We start from the raw sequence: 21,583 nt of genomic DNA on the forward strand, positions 1-21,583 counted from the left end.
TAACAACCTTGCGGCGTTAAATACGCAGGTATTTGAGGAATACGATGAAAAATCAGTCACCTCTCGTCACTCTGCGCGACCTGGCTCAAAAGGCGGTCGAGCAGGCAAGTACACAATTAGGGCAAGCGCGTTTGTCCTATCAGAATGCTGAGCAGCAACTCAGTATGTTGCTGTCCTATCAGGATGAATACCGGGTACGGCTGAATGACACGCTGAGTCACGGCATGGCCTCTTCTAGTTGGCAAAATTATCAGCAATTTATTCAAACATTGGAGCAAGCCATTGATCAACATCGTAATCAGTTGGCCCAATGGAATGTAAAAGTTGAACAAGCAGTCAAGCATTGGCAAGAAAAGCAACAGCGGTTGAATGCATTTGAAACACTGAATGAGCGGGCCGAAACCAGCGCGCGCTTGCAAGAAAACCGATTGGATCAAAAATTGATGGATGAGTTCGCCCAGCGCGCCTCACAAAGGAGTCTAAATTCATGAATCTGTCTTTATTGCCTACTGTTACAACCGCTGGTGAAGCCGAGGGGGCATCATCCTCGTCATCCATTACAGCGCTCTTTACAGACGCAGGGCTACCGGCTGATTTCGCCAAACTGTTAGGTGATCAATTGGGAAAAGAACTCACCGCTCTGGATGCTTCAACTCTGAAATCATCTCTGGCTGCAACAACTGACCTCGTTGCCGATGTTGACAGTGGTAAGTCAGCCGGTGGTAGCAGCAAGTTAAACCAATTGTTGGCTACCTTAGGTGATATCAGCGCCACGTTACCTGCGGGTTTGACTCATGCCGGACAGACTGGCGATGCCGTCGGTAGTAAGAAAACCGCAATCAATGATGACAGTACCAATGATAAAACTGATCCCACTGCATTGCAGACGTTACTGGCAATGTTGCCGCATCAGGTCGCTAACACCTTGGGCACTGCAAACAATGGGCAAAAGGCCACACTGACTGATGGCAAAGGCTTAACTGACAGCAAAACTTCCGCCCAGCAAGATATTGCCATGTTGACCAACCTGACATCGCAAGATAAAGGATTAGCTGCGCTGATCGGTGGCACCGTAGGCAGTGTGAAGAGTGATAAAACCGCGAACGGTAGCGATACATTAGCGGGCACAGCCACCAAGAGCAAAACCAGCGCCGCACAAGATAAACTGGCCCAATTAAGTGCGAAAGATGCCGACACCAGCACACTCAACGCCAAAGTCGCACCGCTGTCAGCATCAATTGATGCCGCAGCAACTGCTACGACAGACAGAACGCTGACCAGTACCGCTGCCGTGACTCCATCTCTCCCTCCGGTGTCCAGCCCCGTTTTATCGACCACAGCCAGCACCCATATCGCGACTCCCGCCAGTGGTTACTTAAGCGCGCAGTTGGGCAGCCAGGAATGGCAACAATCGCTGGGACAACAAGTGATTATGTTCAGCCGCAATGGGCAACAAAATGCCGAGTTGCGACTCAACCCGCAAGAATTGGGTGCCTTGCAAATTAGTCTGAAAATTGACGATAACCAGGCACAGTTACACTTTGCTTCAGCGCACAGCCAAGTTCGGGCCGCAATTGAAGCTGCCATGCCAAGTTTACGCACCGCTCTGGCTGAAAGTGGTATTCAGTTAGGCCAAAGCAGTGTCGGCAGCGAAGGCCAATGGCAGCAAGCGCAGCAACAAAGCCAACAGAATCAGCAAGATTTTGCCTCACGCGGTCAACCTGGATACGGTGAAACTGCCGCGGGAGAGGCGCTGGCCAGCACACCATTGGTAACTCCAGCCTCGCTACAAGCACTCGCAAATGGCAATGGTGGCGTTGATATTTTCGCCTAACGCGGATATTAATTGTGCCAAAAGGTGACAAACGGGCAAGTTAGGCCGTTTTTCGTCACCTATTCTGCCTATTGGGATTAAAGATACGCGGGATAATCGTCAGTAATAATTCGGATAGCTTGGTGTCAGTTGCACCTGGCTATTACCGTGATCCACCGGTTTGATACCAAAACAGGAATTTGCCTTCTCCATGTCTCAAAATACCTTCCCGGCCAAGCGTAAGAGTTCGATCTGGGTGATCCTGCTGGTGCTGATTGCCGTAGCAGCCACTGCGGGTGGCGGTTACAGCTGGTGGATACTCAATAAGAGTAAACCCACCACAGCGAAAGTGGTGCCGGTGATCCCGGTATTCATGCCACTAGAGACCTTCACGGTCAATCTGATCACACCCGATAATAATCTGGATCGTGTGCTTTATATCGGATTAACGTTAAGACTTCCCGACGATAGCACGCGTACAAAACTAAATGACTATCTGCCAGAAGTGCGCAGCCGTTTGCTGCTTCTACTCTCCCGGCAGTCGGCTGATAGCCTGGCGAACGAAGAAGGTAAACAGCGGTTAGTTGCTGAAATTAAAAACGTTCTTAGCCCGCCAATGGTTAAAGGTCAACCTAATCAGGTAGTCAGCGATGTGCTGTTTACCGCATTTATATTGCGATAATCATTATGGGCGATAGCATTCTTTCACAAGCAGAGATTGATGCACTGTTAAACGGCGACAGCGGAGGTGATGAACCCGAAGCTGTCATCGGCAATGAGACAGACGTCAAGCCTTATGACCCGACGACCCAGCGACGAGTAGTGCGTGAGCGCCTCCATGCTCTGGAGATAATCAATGAGCGGTTTGCTCGTCAGTTCCGTATGGGGCTATTTAACCTGTTACGCCGCAGCCCAGACATCACGGTTGGCCCGATAAAAATTCAGCCATACCATGATTTTGCCCGTAACTTACCGGTGCCAACGAACCTCAACTTAATACATTTGAAACCGTTGCGCGGCACAGCACTGTTTGTTTTCGCTCCGAGTTTGGTGTTTATTGCGGTTGATAACCTGTTTGGTGGCGATGGTCGCTTCCCGACCAAAGTGGAAGGCCGCGAGTTTACGCATACAGAACAACGCGTTATTAACCGGATGTTGCGCTTAGCGTTGGATGCTTATCGCGACGCCTGGGCTCCTATCTATAAAATAGATGTGGAATATGTCCGTTCCGAAATACAGGTGAAGTTTACCAATATCACTACCTCCCCCAACGATATCGTGGTCACAACCCCTTTCCAGGTGGAAATCGGTGCGTTGAGTGGTGAGTTTAACATCTGTATTCCATTCGCCATGATTGAGCCGTTACGCGAGCTGTTGACCAATCCACCACTGGAAAATTCCCGTCAGGAAGACAGCCATTGGCGTGAAACACTGGTTAAGCAAGTTCAGCATTCCGAGCTGGAACTGGTGGCTAATTTTGTCGATATCCCGCTGAGATTGTCGCAGATACTTAAGCTACAACCGGGGGATGTGTTACCGATAGATAAACCGGACCGACTGATTGCTCATGTCGACGGCGTACCTGTACTGACCAGTCAGTACGGCACATTAAACGGGCAATACGCCCTACGAGTTGAACATTTGATTAACCCTATTTTGAATGCTCTGAATGAGGAACAGCCCAATGAGTGACCCTAAGCTTCCGTCTGATGATGGAAAGGAATCCGTGGACGATCTGTGGGCTGATGCGTTTAATGAGCAGCTGGCATCGGATAAGCCAGCGGCCACTACTGATGGTGTATTTAAATCACTGGAAGCGCCTGACGCACTGGGTAATCTACAAGATATCGATTTGATTCTCGATATTCCGGTGAAACTGACCGTAGAATTGGGTCGCACCAAAATGACTATCAAAGAGCTGCTGCGCCTGTCTCAAGGTTCGGTTGTTTCTCTGGATGGCCTGGCGGGTGAACCTTTAGATATTTTGATTAATGGTTATTTGATTGCGCAAGGTGAAGTGGTAGTCGTCGCGGATAAATACGGCGTTCGCATTACTGACATTATTACCCCGTCAGAACGTATGCGTCGTTTGAGCCGCTAATGACCGTAGCGCAAACAGTGGTAACAACACCACAAACCCCTGTTACCGGATTTGCGACTAGTCACCCGGGTATCGCCTCGCAACAAGCTGCTCCGGCGATGCCCGCAGGCTCAGTGTTGACGCAAGTTGGCTCGGTACTGGGCGGTATTTTACTGTTTATTGTATGTGCCGCCTGGCTGGTGCGCCGCTTAGGTTTTGCACCACAGGCTCGCAACAATAAGCTGTTAAATGTGCGAGCCAGTTGTCAGGTGGGTCAGCGCGAACGCGTTGTTATTGTCGAGGTTGACAACACCTGGCTGGTGTTGGGTGTCACCGCCCAAAACGTGACACCGCTTCATACTCTGCCACGCCCACCTGTTGACGAAACCAACACCGCGCTGTCGGCTGACAGTGGTAAACCGGCTGATTTTCGCCAGATACTGAACACTTATCTATTAAATAAAAAATCGCTATTAAACAAGAAGTCAAAACCTCCGGAAAAATCGGCATGATGTCCCTGCGTCCGCTCATCAATAAAGCCCCTCTACTGCTACTCGCTCTGCTGTGCTCTCCGGCGGCAATGGCGCAACTGCCGGGTATTATCAGCCAACCGTTAGCCAATGGTGGGCAAAGCTGGTCTTTACCTGTACAGACGCTGGTCTTTATCACCACGCTGAGCTTCCTGCCTGCCGCATTACTGATGATGACCAGCTTTACCCGCATCATTATTGTGCTTGGTTTGCTGCGTAACGCATTGGGTACCCCCTCAGCACCACCGAACCAAGTGATGCTAGGTTTGGCACTGTTTCTGACTTTCTTCATCATGTCGCCGGTGTTTGACAAGGTCTATCAAGATGCTTATCTGCCCTTCAGTCAGGACAAAATAAGTATGGAAGTGGCGATGGATAAAGGCTCGCAACCTCTACGCGAGTTTATGTTACGCCAGACCCGCGAGTCTGACTTGGCACTGTATGCCCGTTTAGCCAATCTGCCGCCACTGGAAGGGCCGGAAGTCGTGCCCTTGCGCATTCTGTTACCGGCGTATGTGACCAGTGAGCTGAAAACCGCTTTCCAAATTGGTTTTACTGTATTTATTCCGTTTTTGATTATCGACCTGGTGGTTGCCAGTGTGCTGATGGCTCTGGGGATGATGATGGTTCCGCCCGCCAGTATCTCGCTGCCCTTTAAACTCATGCTGTTTGTGTTAGTTGATGGTTGGCAACTGTTACTGGGTTCTCTGGCACAAAGCTTTTACAGCTAAGGTAAACTGTCATGACACCTGAATCGGTAATGGCCCTCGGCGTCGAGGCAATGAAGATAGCCCTTGCACTGGCCGCGCCATTATTACTGGCAGCATTGGTCAGTGGTTTGATTGTCAGCTTGTTGCAAGCCGCCACACAGATTAACGAAATGACACTGTCATTTATCCCCAAAATACTGGCAGTATTCGCCACTTTAGTCATTGCTGGCCCGTGGATGCTCAGCCTGATCCTCGACTATATGCGTAATTTATTCACCAGTCTGCCAACGTTGATTGGCTAAGCATGCTTTCTCTTGATACCACTCAACTGAGCGTCTGGGTCAGCCAATATTTTTGGCCACTGATCCGCATCTTGGCGCTGATCACCACCGCTCCGGTATTAAGTGAAAAGCAGATAAACCGTAAAGTTAAAGTCGGTCTGGCGGTATTAATTACCTTTCTGATTGCTCCATCCCTGCCACCGGTAAATATTCCGTTAGTCTCCAGCGGGGCTTTCTGGGTCGCTGGCCAGCAGGTATTGATTGGCGTCGCTATCGGCTTGACGATGCAATTTGCTTTTGCGGCTATCCGATTGGCCGGTGAGGTGATTGGTTTACAAATGGGCTTGTCTTTCGCCACCTTCTTTGACCCCTCCGGCGGGCCGAATATGCCAGTTCTTGCCCGGTTGCTAAACTTGTTAGCGATGCTGTTATTTCTCTCGTTTGATGGGCATTTATGGCTAATTTCTTTATTAGCTGACAGTTTTCATACCTTACCTATCCAGTTCGAACCGCTTAATGGTAATGGTTTCCTGGCGTTATCCCAGGCCGGTTCGTTGATCTTTATGAATGGACTGATGCTGGCATTACCGCTCATTACCCTGCTACTTACCCAAAATATGGCGTTAGGGATGCTTAACCGCATGACGCCACAACTTTCTGTTTTCGTTATCGGTTTCCCGCTCACATTAACAGTCGGTATTATCTCGCTGGGATTAATCATGCCGTTATTAGCGCCTTTTACCGAGCATCTATTTGGCGAATTTTTTGACCGCCTGGCGGGGGTACTAAGTGGCCTGGCAAGTTAAGATTTAAGATTGCAGTGAGACGGCAAATGAAACCATCTCGATAAGCTTACATCAGTTAAGTGATTCGGATAAGCGGATGCAACCAACACGGCTGCAACTTGAAAGATGACGGCATACCTCTATCCAATAGATTTCATGTTGCAGCAAGGCGGCAAACGAGATTATCCCGATGAGCTTACATCAGTAAGTGATTCGGATAAGCGGATGCAACCAACACGGCTGCAACTTGAAAGATGACGGCATACCTCTATCCAATAGATTTCATGTTGCAGCAAGGCGGCAAACGAGATTATCCCGATGAGCTTACATCAGTAAGTGATTCGGATAAGTGAGTGCAGCCAACACGGCTGCAACTTGAAAGATGACGGATAGAAAAGAAGGTATGTCACCCCAAACCTTAGTGGGAAAAGGTGACATACCAAAAAGTGTACCCGGTTTAAGTACACCTAAGAGGGAACCTGCGGGACTGGCCCACAGGGTTAAGACAGATTATTTATTCAGTTGGAACAGAGACAAACCCTGCATATTAGTGAATGTGGTGTAAGACGCCTGCAATGCAGCCTGCTGCATGACATAAGACGAAATGGTTGCGGTCCAATCGACATCCACCAAATCACTTAACCGCTGTTTATTGATCAGTGTCCGGTCACTTCCCAGACTGTCCAAATTATCTAACTCTTGTAATTGGGTACCAATTTCAGCTTGTACAGATAAGACATTATTCAATGAGTTAGACATACCCCGAATACCTTTATCCATATCTGCAGTTGCCTGCTCTTTAACCGCATCTGTTGCGCCCTGCAAGGGGACTTTTAGTGAGTTCAATACGGTATCAATGGTATTAAAAACATTGGCTTCAGAGGCAACCGGTGTACCGGTAGAATCATTAGGCTCTGGTTTCGCATTGCTGGTTAATGCCATAAAAACACTGCTACCCGTGTGTCCTACGGTAATGGAGCGACTGGAATCGACTTTTTGTTCAATCGCGACATCGCCACCTTGATAAGTCACAGCACCAGTCGCACTCACAACGAATGGTGGCTTGTCACTTTGAAAGCCAGCAAAGATGTAACGGCCATTGCCATCAGTGGTGTTTGCCTGATTAACCAGTTGGTCTTTCAAACCCTGTAACTGCGTGGCATAAGATGCACGGTCATCGTCACTCAAAATATCGCTTTTAGCACTGATGATAATACTTTGAATTGACTGAATAGTGGTGGTCGCCTGTGCCAACACGGTGGTTTCCAGTGAGGAACTCTGACGGGCGAAGCTTCGCGCTAAGGTGTACTGGCTATTTTCCGACTGGGACTGTGACACCATCACCGCCTGAGAAGCCGCCATCGGATCATCCGAAGGATTGACGACTCGCTTACCCGTCGAGAGTTGTTGGCCCGACTCCATCCACAGGGATTGGGCATTAGTGACGCCCTGCATATTTTGCTGATACAACATGCTGGTACTTAAACGCACGATGTCAGTTCCTTTTTAGCAATAGCTTAGTCAGTTTTCCCGCATTGAGCGCAATACTGACTAAACCTAAAATGAGATAAGCAGCGGCATCAAGATGTTGCCGCTAACCAAACTTAACCGCGTATCCCCAGCAATGCGTTAAACAACGTTGAAGCGGTCTGAATCACCTGCGCATTCGCCAGATAATATTGCTGGAAACGTTGTAAATCACCGTACTCTTCGTCCAAGTTTACCCCGGAAATTGACTGCTGTTCCGCAGTCAACTGCTTAACAATATTGGCCTGTGCCGTACTATTAGTTTTGGCCGTTGCCGTCTGGTTACCGACGTTACTGACTAAACCGGCATAAGCACCTGAAAGTGTTGCTTTACCATCAACCAGTTTCTTGGTTTGCAGATCCAACAGTGCCTGCGCATTGACGTTGTTACTCGCACCGCCATCCTTGGTCCCACTAGCGGCAATCATGCTGGAGTCTTTAATGTCGACATGCAAGTTGGCGGCCACGTTGGACACCGTCTTGATAATGAACTTATCTCTGGCTTGTGGGCCTGTTACGCCGTTATCAATACTGACAGCAACGCCTTCAAAATTTAGCGTCGGTTTACCATTAGCATCAGTGCCCGCAGTCGTAGGAACTTTGACGTTATCTGACAGGCGTGTCACCTGCCAGTTAGTCCCATCAAACTCTACGCTATAATCGCTGGCTTTCACTTTCGATGTATCGGTGTAAGCCACGGTTAAGCCGGCATCGCCCTGATTTTTGGAATTTTTTAACGCTGTAGGTTGAGCAAAACTGAAGAAGTCAGTGCCCGCATCGCCATTAGCATCAAAACCAGCTTTATGTTGAGTGTTAAAGCTATCTGCCATCACCAGCGCCAATTGCCCCAGTTGGTTGCGGGCGCTGTCCAGCGCTTCACTGCGGAATTTCAAGGTTCCACCAAGTGACCCGCTAGTCAGACGACCTTCGTCGATTTCCATGGTCTCGCCAGTACCGCGGTTATAGCCCAATGTCAGGCGAGTCGCATCGGCACTGGATGGAATAGCCTCTACTTTATAGGCATTCGGCCCCTGAACCAGAGACAATCCTCCGGCAAATGAAACATTGTAAGTATCGCCATCTTGCTGGGTTACCGTTACGGAGACAATCTGGTTTAACTCGGTTACCAGTTGGTCACGTTGGTCGAGCAAGGCATTTGGCTCACTACCACTGCTGCCACGTAGACGGGTAATTTGATCATTTAGCTTAGCGATTTGTTCGGCATAGTTATTAATTTGCGTCGCACTGTCGCTTATCTTCTGATTAACACCGGTATCCATATCACGCAGATATTTATCGGCATTTTGGAATTGGTTAACCAACCCTTCGGCTTTACCTAATACTGTTTTACGCGCAGCATCATCGCCCGCGTTACTCACCAGATTTTGCAAGTTACTGAAGAAGTTCTGCATCGTGGTTGAGATGTTATTTGAGGTATTGGACAGTAAATTATCAATTTGCGAGATTTGTTGATAATAGGTTGTCAGCCCAGTGCTTTGCGTTTGCGAGGCACGCAATTGATTGGTAATAAAGGCGTTATATTCGCGATTAACACCGGTCACCGCCACGCCGTTACCAATAAAACCCGCCGGGCTTAAGGTGCCGCCATTTTGCGCAAAAATGGTGTTCTGACGGTTATAACCCGCCACCTGGAAATTGGTAATGTTGTTACTGACGGTGCTCAGTGCATACTGTGCCGCGCTCAGACCACTCATCGCAGTATTCATTAAACTATTGGACATGAAGAGATCCTTTTACCGCAGGCGATTCACATCGCGCACCTGCATTTATTAATATCGGGATACTGCCTGAGGAGATCTTCGCCCCCGCACAGCCTATTCAGGGTATCGGCCAGTATCTGGAAAACTTGAGTAAAAATATGGGTGTTATTGCCAGTAAAACCAATGAATAAAGTCGCGCACGTTACAGTGAGGACAGGCAGATCATAAAGACGCCGTAAACCCTTCCCTGGGGGCTCGAGCCGCACCCTCCCTGGCGCGGACGCTTTACTTTTCTGCCTATCCTCCCCTCACCAATTAGAAGAGTTCACCCAAGTCGCTACTGTATGCTTTCACTGCCTGCTCACCGGCGTTTTTCATTTGCTGGATAACACTCACCAATTTCTGGGCATACTGCGGATCAGTCGCATAACCGGCACGTTGCAAAGCATGCGCACCTTGTTCAGGGCTTTGAGCCGCAGCGACACTGGCGTAGCGCGGGTTTTGCGTCAGCAATTTGACATAATCACTGACAGCCTCGACGTAGGAGCCATACACCCGGAAGCGGGCTTTGGTTTTCTTCGCCACACCTTGCTCATATTCCGTGGTGGTGATTTCACTGACCGGGCCATCCCAGTTGCTGCCGGCTTTAATACCAAAGACGTTGTAGCTGCTTTTGCCATCAGCCGTTGGGATCTCTCGCTGACCCCAACCAGATTCCAGCGCGGCCTGCGCCATAATAAGCTGATGCGGAATACCGCTCTGTTGGCTGGCAATTTGTGCTGGAATCGACATACGTGCGACGAAATTACCGGTGCTTTGTGGCATTGACGCTGAATTGTTGGCCGGTGGTGTTGGTATTGCCCGACGCACCATTTGCTCCAATGCTTGCGCTGGCAGGGTTTGCAAGACTTCGTTATCCAGCATCATTGGCACTGTACCGGCAGTTTCACTCGGTGAAGTCGTCCCCGAAAGCTGTTCCACCATCATATCCGCCAGCCCTAACCCCTTGACCGACATTTGTTGAGCAATCTGTTGGTCATACATTGAGGTATAGAGCCGGGTTTGATCACTGTTCATAACGCCATCTTGCGGCAAAGCAGAACGCATGCTTTTCAGCATCATCTGCACAAACATCCCCTCCACCTGCTGTGCAACCTTCTTTAGGTTGCCATCGGGATCTCTTGCCGCGTCACGTTTTAAGGTGTTCAGTGATTGGGCATCATAAGCCGCCCCGAACATTTCATTGGCGCTGCCGGACCTTGCCATCAAATCACTCATTAGATAATTTCCAGTTTAGCCCGTAAGCAGCCAGCACTTTGCATCGCCTGCAAGATAGACATTAAATCAATCGGAGTTGCGCCCAGTGAGTTCAAAGCCCGAACCACATTATTCAAATTAGGGCTGGCATTAACGCGCTGCAATACGCCACCTTGTTGCTGAACGGAAATCTGAGTATTGGGTGTCACCACTGTCTGGCCACCACCGAAAGGTGTATCAGGCTGACTAACGGTATTTTGTTTATCAACGACTACCGACAGGTTCCCTTGCGCGACAGCGCAGGAATCCAATACCACATTGCGGTTCATCACCACCGAGCCAGTACGGGAGTTGATGATGACCTTGGCATCGCCTGCATCAATATTCACCGGGATATTCTGGATATCCGCCAGGAAACGCACTTGCGAACTGTTACCGCGCGGCACCAAGACCTGAATAGTCCGCGCGTCGATGGCGCTGGCGGAACCAAAACCACGTTGGCGGTTAATGGCATCACTGACCTGCTGTGCTGTGGTGAAATCTTCAGTATTTAATTGCAGATTTATCACCCCATCGGAGCCAAAGGTGGTCGGCAGCTCGCGTTCAATAGTTGCGCCATTGCTGATGCGCCCCCCCGTCAATTGATTGACCTGAACACTGCTACCACCAGAAGAAGCACCGGCCCCACCCACTAATACGTTACCCTGTGCCAGCGCATAAACCTGATTGTCGACCCCTTTTAGCGGAGTCATCAACAGCGTACCACCACGAATACTTTTGGCATTCCCCATTGAGGACACCACCACATCAATGGTTTGCCCGGCACGGGAAAACGCCGGTAACTTAGCGGTAACCATCACTGCGGCCACGTTTTTGAGCTGCATATTAGTGCCCGGTGGAACGGTGATCCCCAGTTGGGACAACATGTTACTCAGGCTTTGTGTGGTAAAGGGTGTTTGCATCGTTTGGTCACCGGAACCATCTAAACCAACGACCAGACCATAACCAATTAATGCGTTATCGCGCACGCCCTGAACGGTCACCAAATCGCGGATACGCTCGGCTGACGCCGGTAATGACACCAGCGTGAACAGCACAACAAGCTGCATAATAAATTGAGTGATAAGTGACTGTTTACGCATCAATGGGCCTCTTAGTATGGTGAAACATTAAGGAAGAACCGCTGCAACCAGCCCATGGTTTGCGCTTCATTGATATAACCATTACCCACATACTCGATACGCGCATCGGCCACTTGAGTTGAGGTCACGGTATTGCTGCCGCTGATGGTGCGTGGGTTGACAACCCCAGAGAAGCGAATGAATTCGGTGCCCTGATTAATGGCTATCTGTTTCTCACCCACCACATGTAAATTGCCGTTAGCCAGCACTTGATCAACGGTCACTGTGATAGTGCCACTGAAGGTGTTGTTCGCATTGGCCCCCCCCTTGCCACCAAAGGTGTTATCACCAGAAATATCCATATCCGCGCGTGCATTACCCAGTAACCCGTCGAGATAGCGAGGCGTCGTCGCAACACCAAATTTGCTGGAACCATTACGGCTCGCATTCGCTGAAGAGCTTTTGCTGGCACTGACATTTTCCTGCAAAGTAATCGTCAGTGTATCGCCGACATTACGTGGACGACGGTCTTCGAACAGTGGCTGATAACCATAGTTCATCGGCTGGGCCGCCTGGAAAATAGAACCATTCGGAAGTGGCGCACTAGCAGGAGCAGGCTGGGCAGACGTCGAGCCATCTACCAGTGATTTGTGCGGAATATACGCGCAGCCATTGAGTAGCAGTGTCGCCATCAAAGGCGCCCCCACCCATTTCAACTCAGCTAATTTACGCAGCGGCGATCTATCCATCTCTGATTATCAGTCCTGTAACCTGTTGGAGGTTGCGATAGCCAGCCTCAAATACGCATTATTCTGTGGCCGTCAGGGGGCTAAATTGCCCCCTGAGAGCGGATTTACAGCTGTGTCAGTTTTTGCAGCATCTGGTCTGAAGTTGAAACCGCTTTACTGTTTATTTCATAGGCGCGTTGCGTCTGGATCATGTTGACCAACTCTTCCGCCACATTGACGTTAGACGTCTCGACATATCCCTGATACAACAAGCCACCGCCGTTCAGCCCCGGCGTAGTTTCGTTCGGTGCACCGGAACTGGCGGTTTCCTGATACAGGTTCTCGCCGACACTTTCCAGGCCACTGTTGTTAATGAACGTGGCCAGTGTCAATTGTCCAACTTGCTGAGTGGCAGTTTGCCCCGGCAAGGTGACACTGACGATGCCATCACGACCAACTGTCATTTTCATCGCGTTAGCTGGAATGGTAATCGCCGGTTGTATCTGAAAGCCGCCGGAGGTGACCAACTGGCCATTTTGGTCCGTTTGAAACGAGCCATCACGGGTATAGGCATTGGTGCCATCAGGCATTTGCACCTGAAAGAACCCCTCGCCTTTAATAGCAACATCTTTGGTGTTATCGGTTTTGGACAGATTACCCTGGCTGTGTAAGCGCTCAGTGGCCACCGGGCGAACACCGGTACCAATCTGCAAACCCGATGGCAAGGTGGTCTGCTCGGAAGATTGTGCTCCCGGTTGACGCATAGTTTGGTACAACAGATCTTCAAAAACCGCCCGTTGGCGCTTAAAGCCGTTGGTGCTGACGTTCGCCAAGTTGTTGGCGATAACATCCATATTGGTCTGCTGGGCATCCAGGCCGGTTTTGGCAATCCAGAGTGATCGGATCATCAGTTTATTCCTCTGCGCCTAGGCGCTTAGCTCATTGCTAACAGTTGATTCGCGCGCTGTTCGTTTTCATCCACACTGTGGATGACTTTCATCTGCATTTCGAAACTACGGGCATTGGCAATCATGTCGGTCATGGCTTCAACCGCTTTCACGTTACTGCCTTCCAGCACACCCGGCATAATCTTGATAAGCGGGTCATTCGCCAACTGAGCACCCCGAGCCTGCTGTGTCTCAGGTGTCAGATGGAACAAGCCGTCATCGCCGTGCATCACTTCGCCCGCTGTTGCTCTAACCCGTTTAATCTGCCCAAGCTGCGCGATGGTATTCGGTGAGTCACCGGCATTCAGAGCCGAAATAGTGCCATCGGCAGCAATGGTGACAGCCGCCTGAGGAGGCACTTCAATCGGGCCGTTATCACCCATTAGCGGGTAACCCTGCACCGTCATTTGCCCATCAGCCGAAACCTGAATATTCCCATTACGGGTATAAGCCTCAGTGCCATCGGGCAGGCGAACCGCCAAATAGCCATCTTGCTGCAAGGCCACGTCCAACGGGCGACCGCTGTAATTTATCGTCCCTTGGCTGATATCTACGCCGGGGGTCGATGCCGTGACCATGGTGCGAGTCGCCATACTTGGCCCATCAATGGGCACAGCCCGCATCGCCGCCAACTGCGCGCGAAAACCCGGCGTCGAGGCATTGGCCAGGTTATTAGCGGTAACCGCTTGCAGTTCGAGTGACTGCCTTGCAGCCCCCATTGCGGTGTATATTGCGTGATCCATGAGCGAGTCCCGTCAGTTCGATTAACGCAGGTTAACCAGAGTTTGTAAGATCTGATCTTGGGTTTTGATGGTTTGCGCGTTTGACTGGTAGTTACGCTGCGCCACAATCATGTTGACCAGTTCTTTACTCAAATCCACGTTAGAGGATTCCAGTGCGCCACTGGTCAAGGTACCGAAACCGCCACTGCCCGCTGTCCCAAGGATTGGGTTACCGGATGAAAGTGTTTCTTTCCATACGTTATCGCCTTCGGATGACAAACCTTCAGGGTTGGCAAAGTTGACCATCACGATTTGACCGAGCAATTGAGTCTGCGAGTTGGAATAAGTACCGACTACTGAGCCATCGTTATTAATCTGGAAGCCCGTGAATTCACCGGCGGCATAGCCCGTTTGTTTTTGGGTCACAATGCTATCTGTACCCGTATTTTGCTGCTTACTGCCCGCCACACTCAGCGTGAAAGTTTGTGCCGGAGCACCGTTAACCACCCCCATTGGGATAGTCAATGTGAAGTCAGTAGCACTGGCTGGATTAGTACCATTGGTGACACTTTGCAGTGCGCCGTTGGTATCAAACGTCATGGAACCGCGTTTACCCGCTGTTTCAGCCGGTTTAGCACTGCTATCAAGGGTGTATACATCCCAGGTGTTACCCGCCGTGGTACTTTCAGAGCGTTTAACGTAGAACACGTTGATTTCATGGCGGTTACCCAAGCTATCGAAGGTGGTCATGTTATTGACGAAACTGTAGGTGCTAGGTTTGGTGGGATCAAACGTCGTGGCAGCAGGAATAACATCATGGGTTGAGGTCAGGTTAGCGACCATAGTACCCGAGGTCGTCGCCTTGGCTGGGATCATATTCTGCGGTACAGACAGCGCGACTGGATTCGCCCCTTGTTGTACGGTCGGCGGGGTACCGGTTGCCGGGTAGCCGGTTAAACTCAAGCCCTGCATATTGACGATATTACGGTTTTCATCCAGCTTAAACTGGCCGTTACGGGCATATAACACACTGCCACTGCTGTCTTGCATACGGAAGAAACCACTTTGACTAATAGCCAGGTCAAGACGGCGGTTAGTGGTGGTGGTGGTACCATCGTTAAAGTCCTGAGTGATGCCAGCGACTTTAACGCCCATCCCGGTCTGAGAGCCAGCAAACATATCGGCAAAAGAAACTGAGCCGGCTTTAAAACCTGACGTCGCCGAGTTGGCGATGTTGTTACCGATCACATCCAGGTTACTGGACGCTGCGTTCAAACCGCTGACTGCTTGAGAAAAGCCCATTTTCTTCTCCGTTAGATTCTGGGTCCGTGAAAGACCTTAAGCATTGATGACATATCAAACGCTACTTTTAAAAATGATGGTGAATCAGTTCGAATCATTGCTTCACCGTAAAGTTTTTGATTACTGCTACCGTTCAATAACCGGCTTACAAAATCTGACGAACCTTATCCATCGTGATAGTCCCCGCAAGGCCGAGATCCAATTTAGGGCCGTCGCTACCACGGGTGACGCCGTTGACAATGGCATAGCTCAATGGTGTGGCAACCACTTGTGCGCCCCCATTAGTCGCACTGATTGTGACGGTATAAGCACCATCCGGTGCATTGCCACCAGCGTCCAGCGAACCATCCCAGGTAAAGGCATGCACACCCGCCGTCAGACCGCCAATCTCAATGGTTCGGACAGCCACACCATTGCTGTCGGTGATAGTGGCAGTCACTTTGTCAGCGGCACGCTCCAGCTCAACACCAAACGGTGTTGTAGTCACAACGCCATCTTTGCTGCCAGCCAACACGTTGGTTCCCGGAACCATCACACCACGACCAATCAGGCTGCTCGCCTGCAAGGATTGGCTGTTATCAATCTGACCTGAGATAGAACCCAGAGTGGTATTCAACTTTTCAATGCCGCTCACGGTGTTGATTTGCGCCAATTGCGTGGTCAACTCGTTGTTTTGCATTGGATTGGTCGGATCCTGATTTTTTAACTGTGCCACCAACAATGTCAGGAAACTGTTTTGCAGATCTTGGCTGCTACTGCCGGTGGTCGAACTGGTACCGGTAGTGCTGTTAATACCGTAATCACTATCGGTCAGGGAATTCGTAATGGCCATTTATGCAGGCTCCTGTTATTGACCCAGTGTCAGCGTCTTGAGCATCAATGATTTAGTCGTATTCAATACTTCAACGTTGGCTTGATAACTGCGTGAAGCTGAAATGGTGTTCACCATCTCGCCGGTCACATCAACATTTGGCATACGAACATATCCCTTGGCATCAGCCAGCGGATTGCCGGGTTGAAAGACCAACCGATCCGGTGCCGGATCATCGATTATCTGTGCCACGCGCACGCCGCCCGTTTCTTGCCCCGGCTGAGCCGCCACCTGAAACACCACTTGCTTGGCGCGGTAAGGTTGGCCATCTGGGCCTGTTACGCTATCGGCGTTTGCCATGTTACTGGCGCTGACGTTCAACCGCTGCGATTGAGCTGATAATGCAGAACCGGCAATATCAAAAATATTCAGTAAAGACATACGTCTTATCCTTGTTGTAACACTGACATCATCCCTTTGATCTGGCCGCCAAGAACGGTCAAATCGGTCTGATATTTCAGGCTGTTATCGGCAAAATTCGTACGTTCACGGTCCATATCTACCGTGTTGCCATCCATTGATGGCTGATCCGGGACACGGAATAACAAATCAAGATCAGGTGGCTGAACTGTACTTGCCGGGATATGACGGGCTGACGTTAAACTGAGCGACACCCCGGTACCGCTGGCACGTCCTTGCTCCATGACTTTTTTCAGTTGGCTGGAGAAATCGATATCACGTGCCTGAAAGCCGGGTGTATCCGCATTAGCAATATTGGACGACAGGATCTCCTGTCGTTGCGCGCGCAAATTAAGCGCCTCTTGTTGAAAACGCAGAGCGCCGTCCAGTTTGTCGAGCATAGTCCCCCCGCAAGGTTAGAATTTGGAGCCGACAGCATAAACGCCGTACAGGAAAGCCTATCGTCAGAATAAGGGCAAAATGCGTTGCTATTTGTTCCCTTAACCTCAGCAAGGTACAGGTACACTAGTGGGTAACAGAGGCCGACTCGGTGTTATCGGGTTGTGTAGACGGAGAAGAGATGGGTGGCAATGAGCAGAAATGGCGTCATAAAATGTGCATTGGGGGGGCTGTTGCTGAGTCAAGCCGTCACTCATCAGACGATGGCGGCAGATTTATCTGTGCAGGTAAATCAATTCTTCCAGCAACAATATCCAGATAAAGAGAGTCAGGTTAACGTGGTGATTAAAACCCCGCAGAACCAGTGGCCACCATGCGATATGCCCGAGATAACGCTACCGGCTAATGCCCGCCCGTGGGGTAATATTAGTCTGTCGGTGCGTTGCGATGGTGTGCGGCGTTTTATTCAGACACAAGTACAAGTGAGTGGCCATTATGCAGTGGCAGCTCGTCAACTGGCAGTCGGTGCGAAAATTACACCGCAAGATATCGAAATGAAACAAGGTCGGCTCGATACCCTGCCTCCCGGCGTATTATTGGAGCCCAACTTTGCTCAAGGTACCGTCAGTTTACGACAAATCAATGCGGGTCAACCGCTGACACGCAATATGTTGCGCCGTCTGTGGATAGTCAAAGCAGGGCAAGAAGTGCAGGTCTTGGCGCAGGGTGAGGGATTTAATGTTAACAGTAATGGTAAGGCGATGAATAATGCAGCCATTCAAGATAATGTTCGGGTGCGCATGATATCAGGCCAAATCGTCAGCGGTACCGTAGCCGACGATGGCACCGTTCGTATCATGTTATAGTTATTAAAGTTTTTTTAACCTGTGCCGATAACCCTAATATGCAGTTATTTGCGGGTAAAATAGTGACAATCCCGCCATTCTTTTACTGAAAGATAAAAGTCTTGCGGGTCGATAAACGTCAATCCCGCTATAGAGGGAGTAACAGAATATGAGTATTGATCGCACTCAGCCGCTATTACCGGTAACACAAGTGCAGCCACGTGAAACAAGTGATATTGCGCAACAGACGCGTAAACCGTCCACTCAATCAAAGACACCGGTAAGTGGTACTGAGGTTAAATTGAGTGATGCGCAGGCAAAATTGATGCAACCGGGCAGCCAGGACATCAATGTAGAACGTGTCGAAACCTTAAAACAGGCGATCCGTTCAGGCCAACTGACGATGGACACCGGTAAAATTGCCGATGCCTTACTCAAAAATGTCGCCGATGACCTGAAGAATAGCTAAACGTAAAACAATCGTTAACCGTAAAAGGATAGGTGGTGGTGGAAAGATTACAAACCAATCTGGATCAGCAACTGGAACTACTTGAATCCCTAAAAACCGTAGTAGCGCAAGAGCAGCAACTTCTGTGTTCCGGTCGGATTCAAGGTATCGTGTTGCAAGGCGTGACTGAACAAAAAAGTTCAATTTTGGCGACCTTGGCTTATCTGGACCAGACCCGGATCACCACCGAGAAAAACATAAATATTCAAGCACCCTACAGCAGCGTCACTGTGCTAGCGGAGCGCTGGCAGCGTATTTTGGAACTGGCCGAAGGCCTGCTCTACGGCAACCTGCATAATGGGCTTTTGCTGCAACAGCATATTGAGCATAACACTCAGGCGCTGGCAGTTTTAAATACACGTCACGGTCAATCACTGTATGGGCCAGATGGTCACTCTAAAGGTGCCAGTTTACTGGGCCGCAAGATTGGTATTTAGCACTATTGAGGCTCCGAGCACAGTGGATAGGCCGTTGACACCGATGTCCCCTGCAATGCACCGCTAGTCATGTCCATGGCGACAAAATCTGTGCTGGTCTTTTTGGTCCAATAATTTCCTGTTGACCAGCCTGAACTGTAGGTAGTCAGACTGCCCCACTCACCCCATAAAGTCCCATCCGGTGATCGCGAGCCATTAGTGGCACGCGAGGAGTCAACCAGCGCTACGAAATCACCAAGCTGCTGACACTCTCGACTCGCCGCTGTACTGGATAGCAGTGAACCGCCATCCGAGAAGACCCACAAATTAGGTTTGAACTGATAGGTCGCCGTATAGCTCGGGAATTTTTTACTTTTTGCCGTCACGGTGACGGTGCTGCCATAGGTTCTATAGGCAATTTTGACCTTACCTTGACTATCAACTGATGCACTGGCCGCATAGGATGATGTCCAGTCATACTGAGCATTATTTGTTACATTATCATTCATTTCCAATTGGAATGTGGCATCCTTAAAGATAGTTTTGGGGAAGCTTTTATCTGTGGCAAATTGCTCACCGTTCACCTTAATACCGGTTATTTTCGGCACCGGATATAAGGTAATTGTTTTCTGCAATGAGTCTAGTGGAGTTGCATCTACCAGCGGCGTAATGCTGACATTCCCAGCGGTGCTCCCCACTACACTGGCGGTATAGTTGTCTGCATTTTCAGTAATCGTACCGATATTTACCGGTATACCACTTTGCCTAAATTCAAGATTTTGTATCCCGTTGACAAACTCATTATTTTTATTGCGGGGTACAAACGTCAGTAGCGACGACATCGTGCCATCGGCAACAATATCGGGTGTGGAAACGTTAAAACTTGAGTTTGTGGCATCTGCCGGTAGCACGGTAAATCGCACATCAGCAGTAGCCTGTTGCCCCTGAAGATCTAAAGTCACTATTGAGACTCCAGCAGTGGTGCTAGTTAATGCAATGCTTATCACTCCCTGCGTATCCGTTTTTTTCGTGACTTTACTGGGAAGCGCGCCATTACTGATAGTTATCACCCCCTCTTGCCCGGCAACCGGCGTATTGTCACTATCAGTTACTGTAAATTTCACCGTGATGGGAGTGTTACCATCAGCAAGCGCACCATCATCAGTTACCTCCGTAGTGATAACAAACTGAGGTTGCTGCACAATAACAGTCAGCGTTGAGGGGTTAGAGCTATTACCGCGGTTATCAATAGCCGTGGCACTGAGGGTATAGGTATTGACCGCCGGTTCGCTCTCGTCTGCTTTCCTCGCAGTACGACTCGCTGGTGCCATCGGTTTATAAGGCGGTAATACCACATTGTAATGTGTTGCACCAATGGGTATTAATTTGCCACCCGCAGCAACCCATTGAGCATCATCCCAAATAATACGCTGTAGTACAGATTTAGACTGTACTTGTGCACCAACAGAATAAACCTGCCCTGGCAGGCCTGAGAGCACGGCAGGTGAGAATGCTAATTTGAAAGTATTCTGTTTTTGGTATTCCAGAATAATATTCGGATTACGTTCAACCAGATTATAACGGCTCTCGGCCAGTAAACGGGTTCCAGCCACTACTGCGGGGCTAAATTGCGAACGGAAACTTTCACCTAGTCGATAATCCATTTGTATGTTCCATTGTGTTTCATGTTGTCGACTTTTCCCCATTCGTTGATCGACCCCGAGAGTAATGAAGGGGATCGGCGTAAAAATAAGCCCTGCGGTCACCGCATAAGGGTTACTTTGCAGGTTATCTTTACCAAACAAAGCAACCCGCTCACCACGATACTGCTCATATTTTAATTTCCCGCCCAGCTGTGGAAATGCGGGTAAATACGCCATAGCGTGAATGTCACCCCCACTTGCCGGGCGCTCGTGATAGTCAGAAAAATCACGGGATTGATGCCAACCATTAAGACGAAAATAACCATTGGCAGACAATTGTAAATAATCAGTCCAGGCTTCTGCACCCACGCCAATACGATAATTGTGCCCGGTCATGTCATTGTCATAGAAAGTGTTAAAGCCATACATCCAGCGTTGCTGGAAAGTACGCATCCCAGCGCCGATATTAAGGATATTGCGACTGTCTTTATTTCTGATGCCCAACTGACTAAAAAAGAGATATGAAGCAGAGTCATACCAAGGCAACAACCAATCAAGGGAACTTTCTTCGAGGGAGAGTTTTTTGTCAAAATTAACATTAACCTGAGTTGTCCCGAATCTATTTAGCCAGTGTTTTACTTCCTGATTTGTCGCGTCATTTACTATTGACCTGGTGATATTGGATGCATTACCTGATGCCGCAAGACTGGTTCCGGCATTGATCATCTTATTGATTGTTTCATTGTGTTCAGTCGAGTTATCTAACTCTACTGAATTAAAATAATATTGCCGTGAAATCCCAGAGGTAAATATGCCGAATATTAAACCAACTAATAATATTAACCTGAGAATAATTTTAGTCACAGTTAGCGTATTAAAAAACAAATACATTAATGCACTCCTTTGGCGTGAACTAACACAGAAATATTTACTTAAAGAGTAACGATAACAAACAGCAACCAGAAATGAATTTGCGAC

The 21,583-nt window shown here is 49.3% G+C and carries 24 protein-coding genes; 12 read left to right on the forward strand and 12 right to left on the reverse strand.

The features are described 5' to 3' along the window. Positions 1-44 precede the first annotated feature (44 nt). The 9 genes from fliJ to fliR all read left to right on the forward strand — a co-directional run bounded on the left by fliJ (position 45) and on the right by fliR (position 6,220). Positions 45-491, forward strand: coding sequence for a flagellar export protein FliJ (fliJ, locus tag ACF3VQ_RS12195; protein ID WP_392431151.1), 447 nt, complete (start codon positions 45-47; stop codon positions 489-491). Next, entirely contained in the window at positions 488-1,834 is a 1,347-nt protein-coding gene (locus ACF3VQ_RS12200) for a flagellar hook-length control protein FliK (RefSeq protein ID WP_392431153.1), read from the forward strand. Before fliJ ends, ACF3VQ_RS12200 begins: the two co-directional genes overlap by 4 nt. 190 nt (positions 1,835-2,024) lie before the next feature. Further along, on the forward strand, positions 2,025-2,495 hold the full coding sequence (gene fliL, locus ACF3VQ_RS12205; RefSeq protein WP_392431155.1) for a flagellar basal body-associated protein FliL: 471 nt from the start codon (positions 2,025-2,027) through the stop codon (positions 2,493-2,495). 5 nt (positions 2,496-2,500) lie between these two features. After that, the gene (gene fliM, locus ACF3VQ_RS12210; RefSeq protein ID WP_005160396.1) at positions 2,501-3,505 is read left to right on the forward strand and encodes a flagellar motor switch protein FliM; all 1,005 of its coding nucleotides are present in this window, start codon (positions 2,501-2,503) and stop codon (positions 3,503-3,505) included. Continuing rightward, entirely contained in the window at positions 3,498-3,914 is a 417-nt protein-coding gene (fliN, locus tag ACF3VQ_RS12215) for a flagellar motor switch protein FliN (protein ID WP_005160399.1), read from the forward strand. Before fliM ends, fliN begins: the two co-directional genes overlap by 8 nt. Continuing rightward, complete coding sequence (gene fliO, locus ACF3VQ_RS12220; protein WP_392431157.1) at positions 3,914-4,405, forward strand: flagellar biosynthetic protein FliO; 492 nt, start codon at positions 3,914-3,916, stop codon at positions 4,403-4,405. Before fliN ends, fliO begins: the two co-directional genes overlap by 1 nt. Next, entirely contained in the window at positions 4,402-5,154 is a 753-nt protein-coding gene (gene fliP / locus ACF3VQ_RS12225) for a flagellar type III secretion system pore protein FliP (protein ID WP_005160406.1), read from the forward strand. Before fliO ends, fliP begins: the two co-directional genes overlap by 4 nt. Positions 5,155-5,165: 11 nt before the next feature. Further along, positions 5,166-5,435, forward strand: coding sequence for a flagellar biosynthesis protein FliQ (gene fliQ, locus ACF3VQ_RS12230; RefSeq protein ID WP_005160414.1), 270 nt, complete (start codon positions 5,166-5,168; stop codon positions 5,433-5,435). 2 nt (positions 5,436-5,437) lie between these two features. Continuing rightward, on the forward strand, positions 5,438-6,220 hold the full coding sequence (gene fliR, locus ACF3VQ_RS12235; protein ID WP_392431159.1) for a flagellar biosynthetic protein FliR: 783 nt from the start codon (positions 5,438-5,440) through the stop codon (positions 6,218-6,220). Between the two features lie 489 nt (positions 6,221-6,709). Here fliR and flgL read toward each other — a convergent pair whose 3' ends face one another. The 11 genes from flgL to flgB all read right to left on the reverse strand — a co-directional run bounded on the left by flgL (position 6,710) and on the right by flgB (position 17,195). Further along, positions 6,710-7,690, reverse strand: coding sequence for a flagellar hook-associated protein FlgL (gene flgL / locus ACF3VQ_RS12240; protein ID WP_392431161.1), 981 nt, complete (start codon positions 7,688-7,690; stop codon positions 6,710-6,712). Between the two features lie 113 nt (positions 7,691-7,803). Beyond that, positions 7,804-9,468, reverse strand: a complete 1,665-nt coding sequence (gene flgK, locus ACF3VQ_RS12245; RefSeq protein ID WP_392431163.1) for a flagellar hook-associated protein FlgK — start codon at positions 9,466-9,468, stop codon at positions 7,804-7,806. Positions 9,469-9,762: 294 nt separating this feature from the next. Then, positions 9,763-10,725 carry a flagellar assembly peptidoglycan hydrolase FlgJ gene (gene flgJ, locus ACF3VQ_RS12250; protein WP_392431164.1) on the reverse strand — a complete coding sequence of 321 codons (963 nt, stop codon included), beginning with the start codon at positions 10,723-10,725 and terminating at the stop codon, positions 9,763-9,765. Continuing rightward, a complete protein-coding gene (locus tag ACF3VQ_RS12255; protein WP_392431166.1) occupies positions 10,725-11,846 on the reverse strand; it encodes a flagellar basal body P-ring protein FlgI in 1,122 nt (373 codons plus the stop codon). The genes flgJ and ACF3VQ_RS12255 overlap by 1 nt, the downstream gene beginning before the upstream one ends. A gap of 11 nt (positions 11,847-11,857) precedes the next feature. Then, complete coding sequence (gene flgH / locus ACF3VQ_RS12260) at positions 11,858-12,574, reverse strand: flagellar basal body L-ring protein FlgH (RefSeq protein WP_392431168.1); 717 nt, start codon at positions 12,572-12,574, stop codon at positions 11,858-11,860. 104 nt (positions 12,575-12,678) lie between these two features. Then, the gene (gene flgG, locus ACF3VQ_RS12265; RefSeq protein ID WP_392431169.1) at positions 12,679-13,461 is read right to left on the reverse strand and encodes a flagellar basal-body rod protein FlgG; all 783 of its coding nucleotides are present in this window, start codon (positions 13,459-13,461) and stop codon (positions 12,679-12,681) included. Between the two features lie 26 nt (positions 13,462-13,487). Continuing rightward, positions 13,488-14,243 (reverse strand): flagellar basal body rod protein FlgF, encoded by a 756-nt coding sequence (locus tag ACF3VQ_RS12270; protein ID WP_392431171.1) that lies wholly within the window; start codon positions 14,241-14,243, stop codon positions 13,488-13,490. Positions 14,244-14,264: 21 nt separating this feature from the next. Further along, the gene (gene flgE / locus ACF3VQ_RS12275; protein ID WP_392431173.1) at positions 14,265-15,524 is read right to left on the reverse strand and encodes a flagellar hook protein FlgE; all 1,260 of its coding nucleotides are present in this window, start codon (positions 15,522-15,524) and stop codon (positions 14,265-14,267) included. A 145-nt stretch (positions 15,525-15,669) separates the two neighbouring features. After that, the gene (gene flgD / locus ACF3VQ_RS12280; protein WP_392431175.1) at positions 15,670-16,356 is read right to left on the reverse strand and encodes a flagellar hook assembly protein FlgD; all 687 of its coding nucleotides are present in this window, start codon (positions 16,354-16,356) and stop codon (positions 15,670-15,672) included. Between the two features lie 15 nt (positions 16,357-16,371). Then, positions 16,372-16,776, reverse strand: coding sequence for a flagellar basal body rod protein FlgC (gene flgC / locus ACF3VQ_RS12285; RefSeq protein ID WP_005168794.1), 405 nt, complete (start codon positions 16,774-16,776; stop codon positions 16,372-16,374). A 5-nt stretch (positions 16,777-16,781) separates the two neighbouring features. Next, complete coding sequence (flgB, locus tag ACF3VQ_RS12290) at positions 16,782-17,195, reverse strand: flagellar basal body rod protein FlgB (protein WP_005160463.1); 414 nt, start codon at positions 17,193-17,195, stop codon at positions 16,782-16,784. A 189-nt stretch (positions 17,196-17,384) separates the two neighbouring features. Here flgB and flgA point away from each other — a divergent pair, with 189 nt between their 5' ends. The 3 genes from flgA to ACF3VQ_RS12305 all read left to right on the forward strand — a co-directional run bounded on the left by flgA (position 17,385) and on the right by ACF3VQ_RS12305 (position 18,983). Beyond that, complete coding sequence (gene flgA / locus ACF3VQ_RS12295; RefSeq protein WP_392431177.1) at positions 17,385-18,059, forward strand: flagellar basal body P-ring formation chaperone FlgA; 675 nt, start codon at positions 17,385-17,387, stop codon at positions 18,057-18,059. 148 nt (positions 18,060-18,207) lie between these two features. Continuing rightward, the gene (gene flgM, locus ACF3VQ_RS12300) at positions 18,208-18,507 is read left to right on the forward strand and encodes a flagellar biosynthesis anti-sigma factor FlgM (protein WP_057621386.1); all 300 of its coding nucleotides are present in this window, start codon (positions 18,208-18,210) and stop codon (positions 18,505-18,507) included. 35 nt (positions 18,508-18,542) lie between these two features. Then, entirely contained in the window at positions 18,543-18,983 is a 441-nt protein-coding gene (locus ACF3VQ_RS12305; protein ID WP_392431179.1) for a flagella synthesis protein FlgN, read from the forward strand. Positions 18,984-18,985: 2 nt separating this feature from the next. Here the strand turns inward: ACF3VQ_RS12305 and inv are convergent, their stop codons facing one another. Beyond that, complete coding sequence (gene inv, locus ACF3VQ_RS12310) at positions 18,986-21,496, reverse strand: inverse autotransporter invasin Inv (protein WP_392431181.1); 2,511 nt, start codon at positions 21,494-21,496, stop codon at positions 18,986-18,988. Between the last annotated feature and the right edge of the window lie 87 nt (positions 21,497-21,583).

This window comes from Yersinia fenwicki, from assembly GCF_043099325.1.
Taxonomy (GTDB): Bacteria; Pseudomonadota; Gammaproteobacteria; order Enterobacterales; family Enterobacteriaceae; genus Yersinia.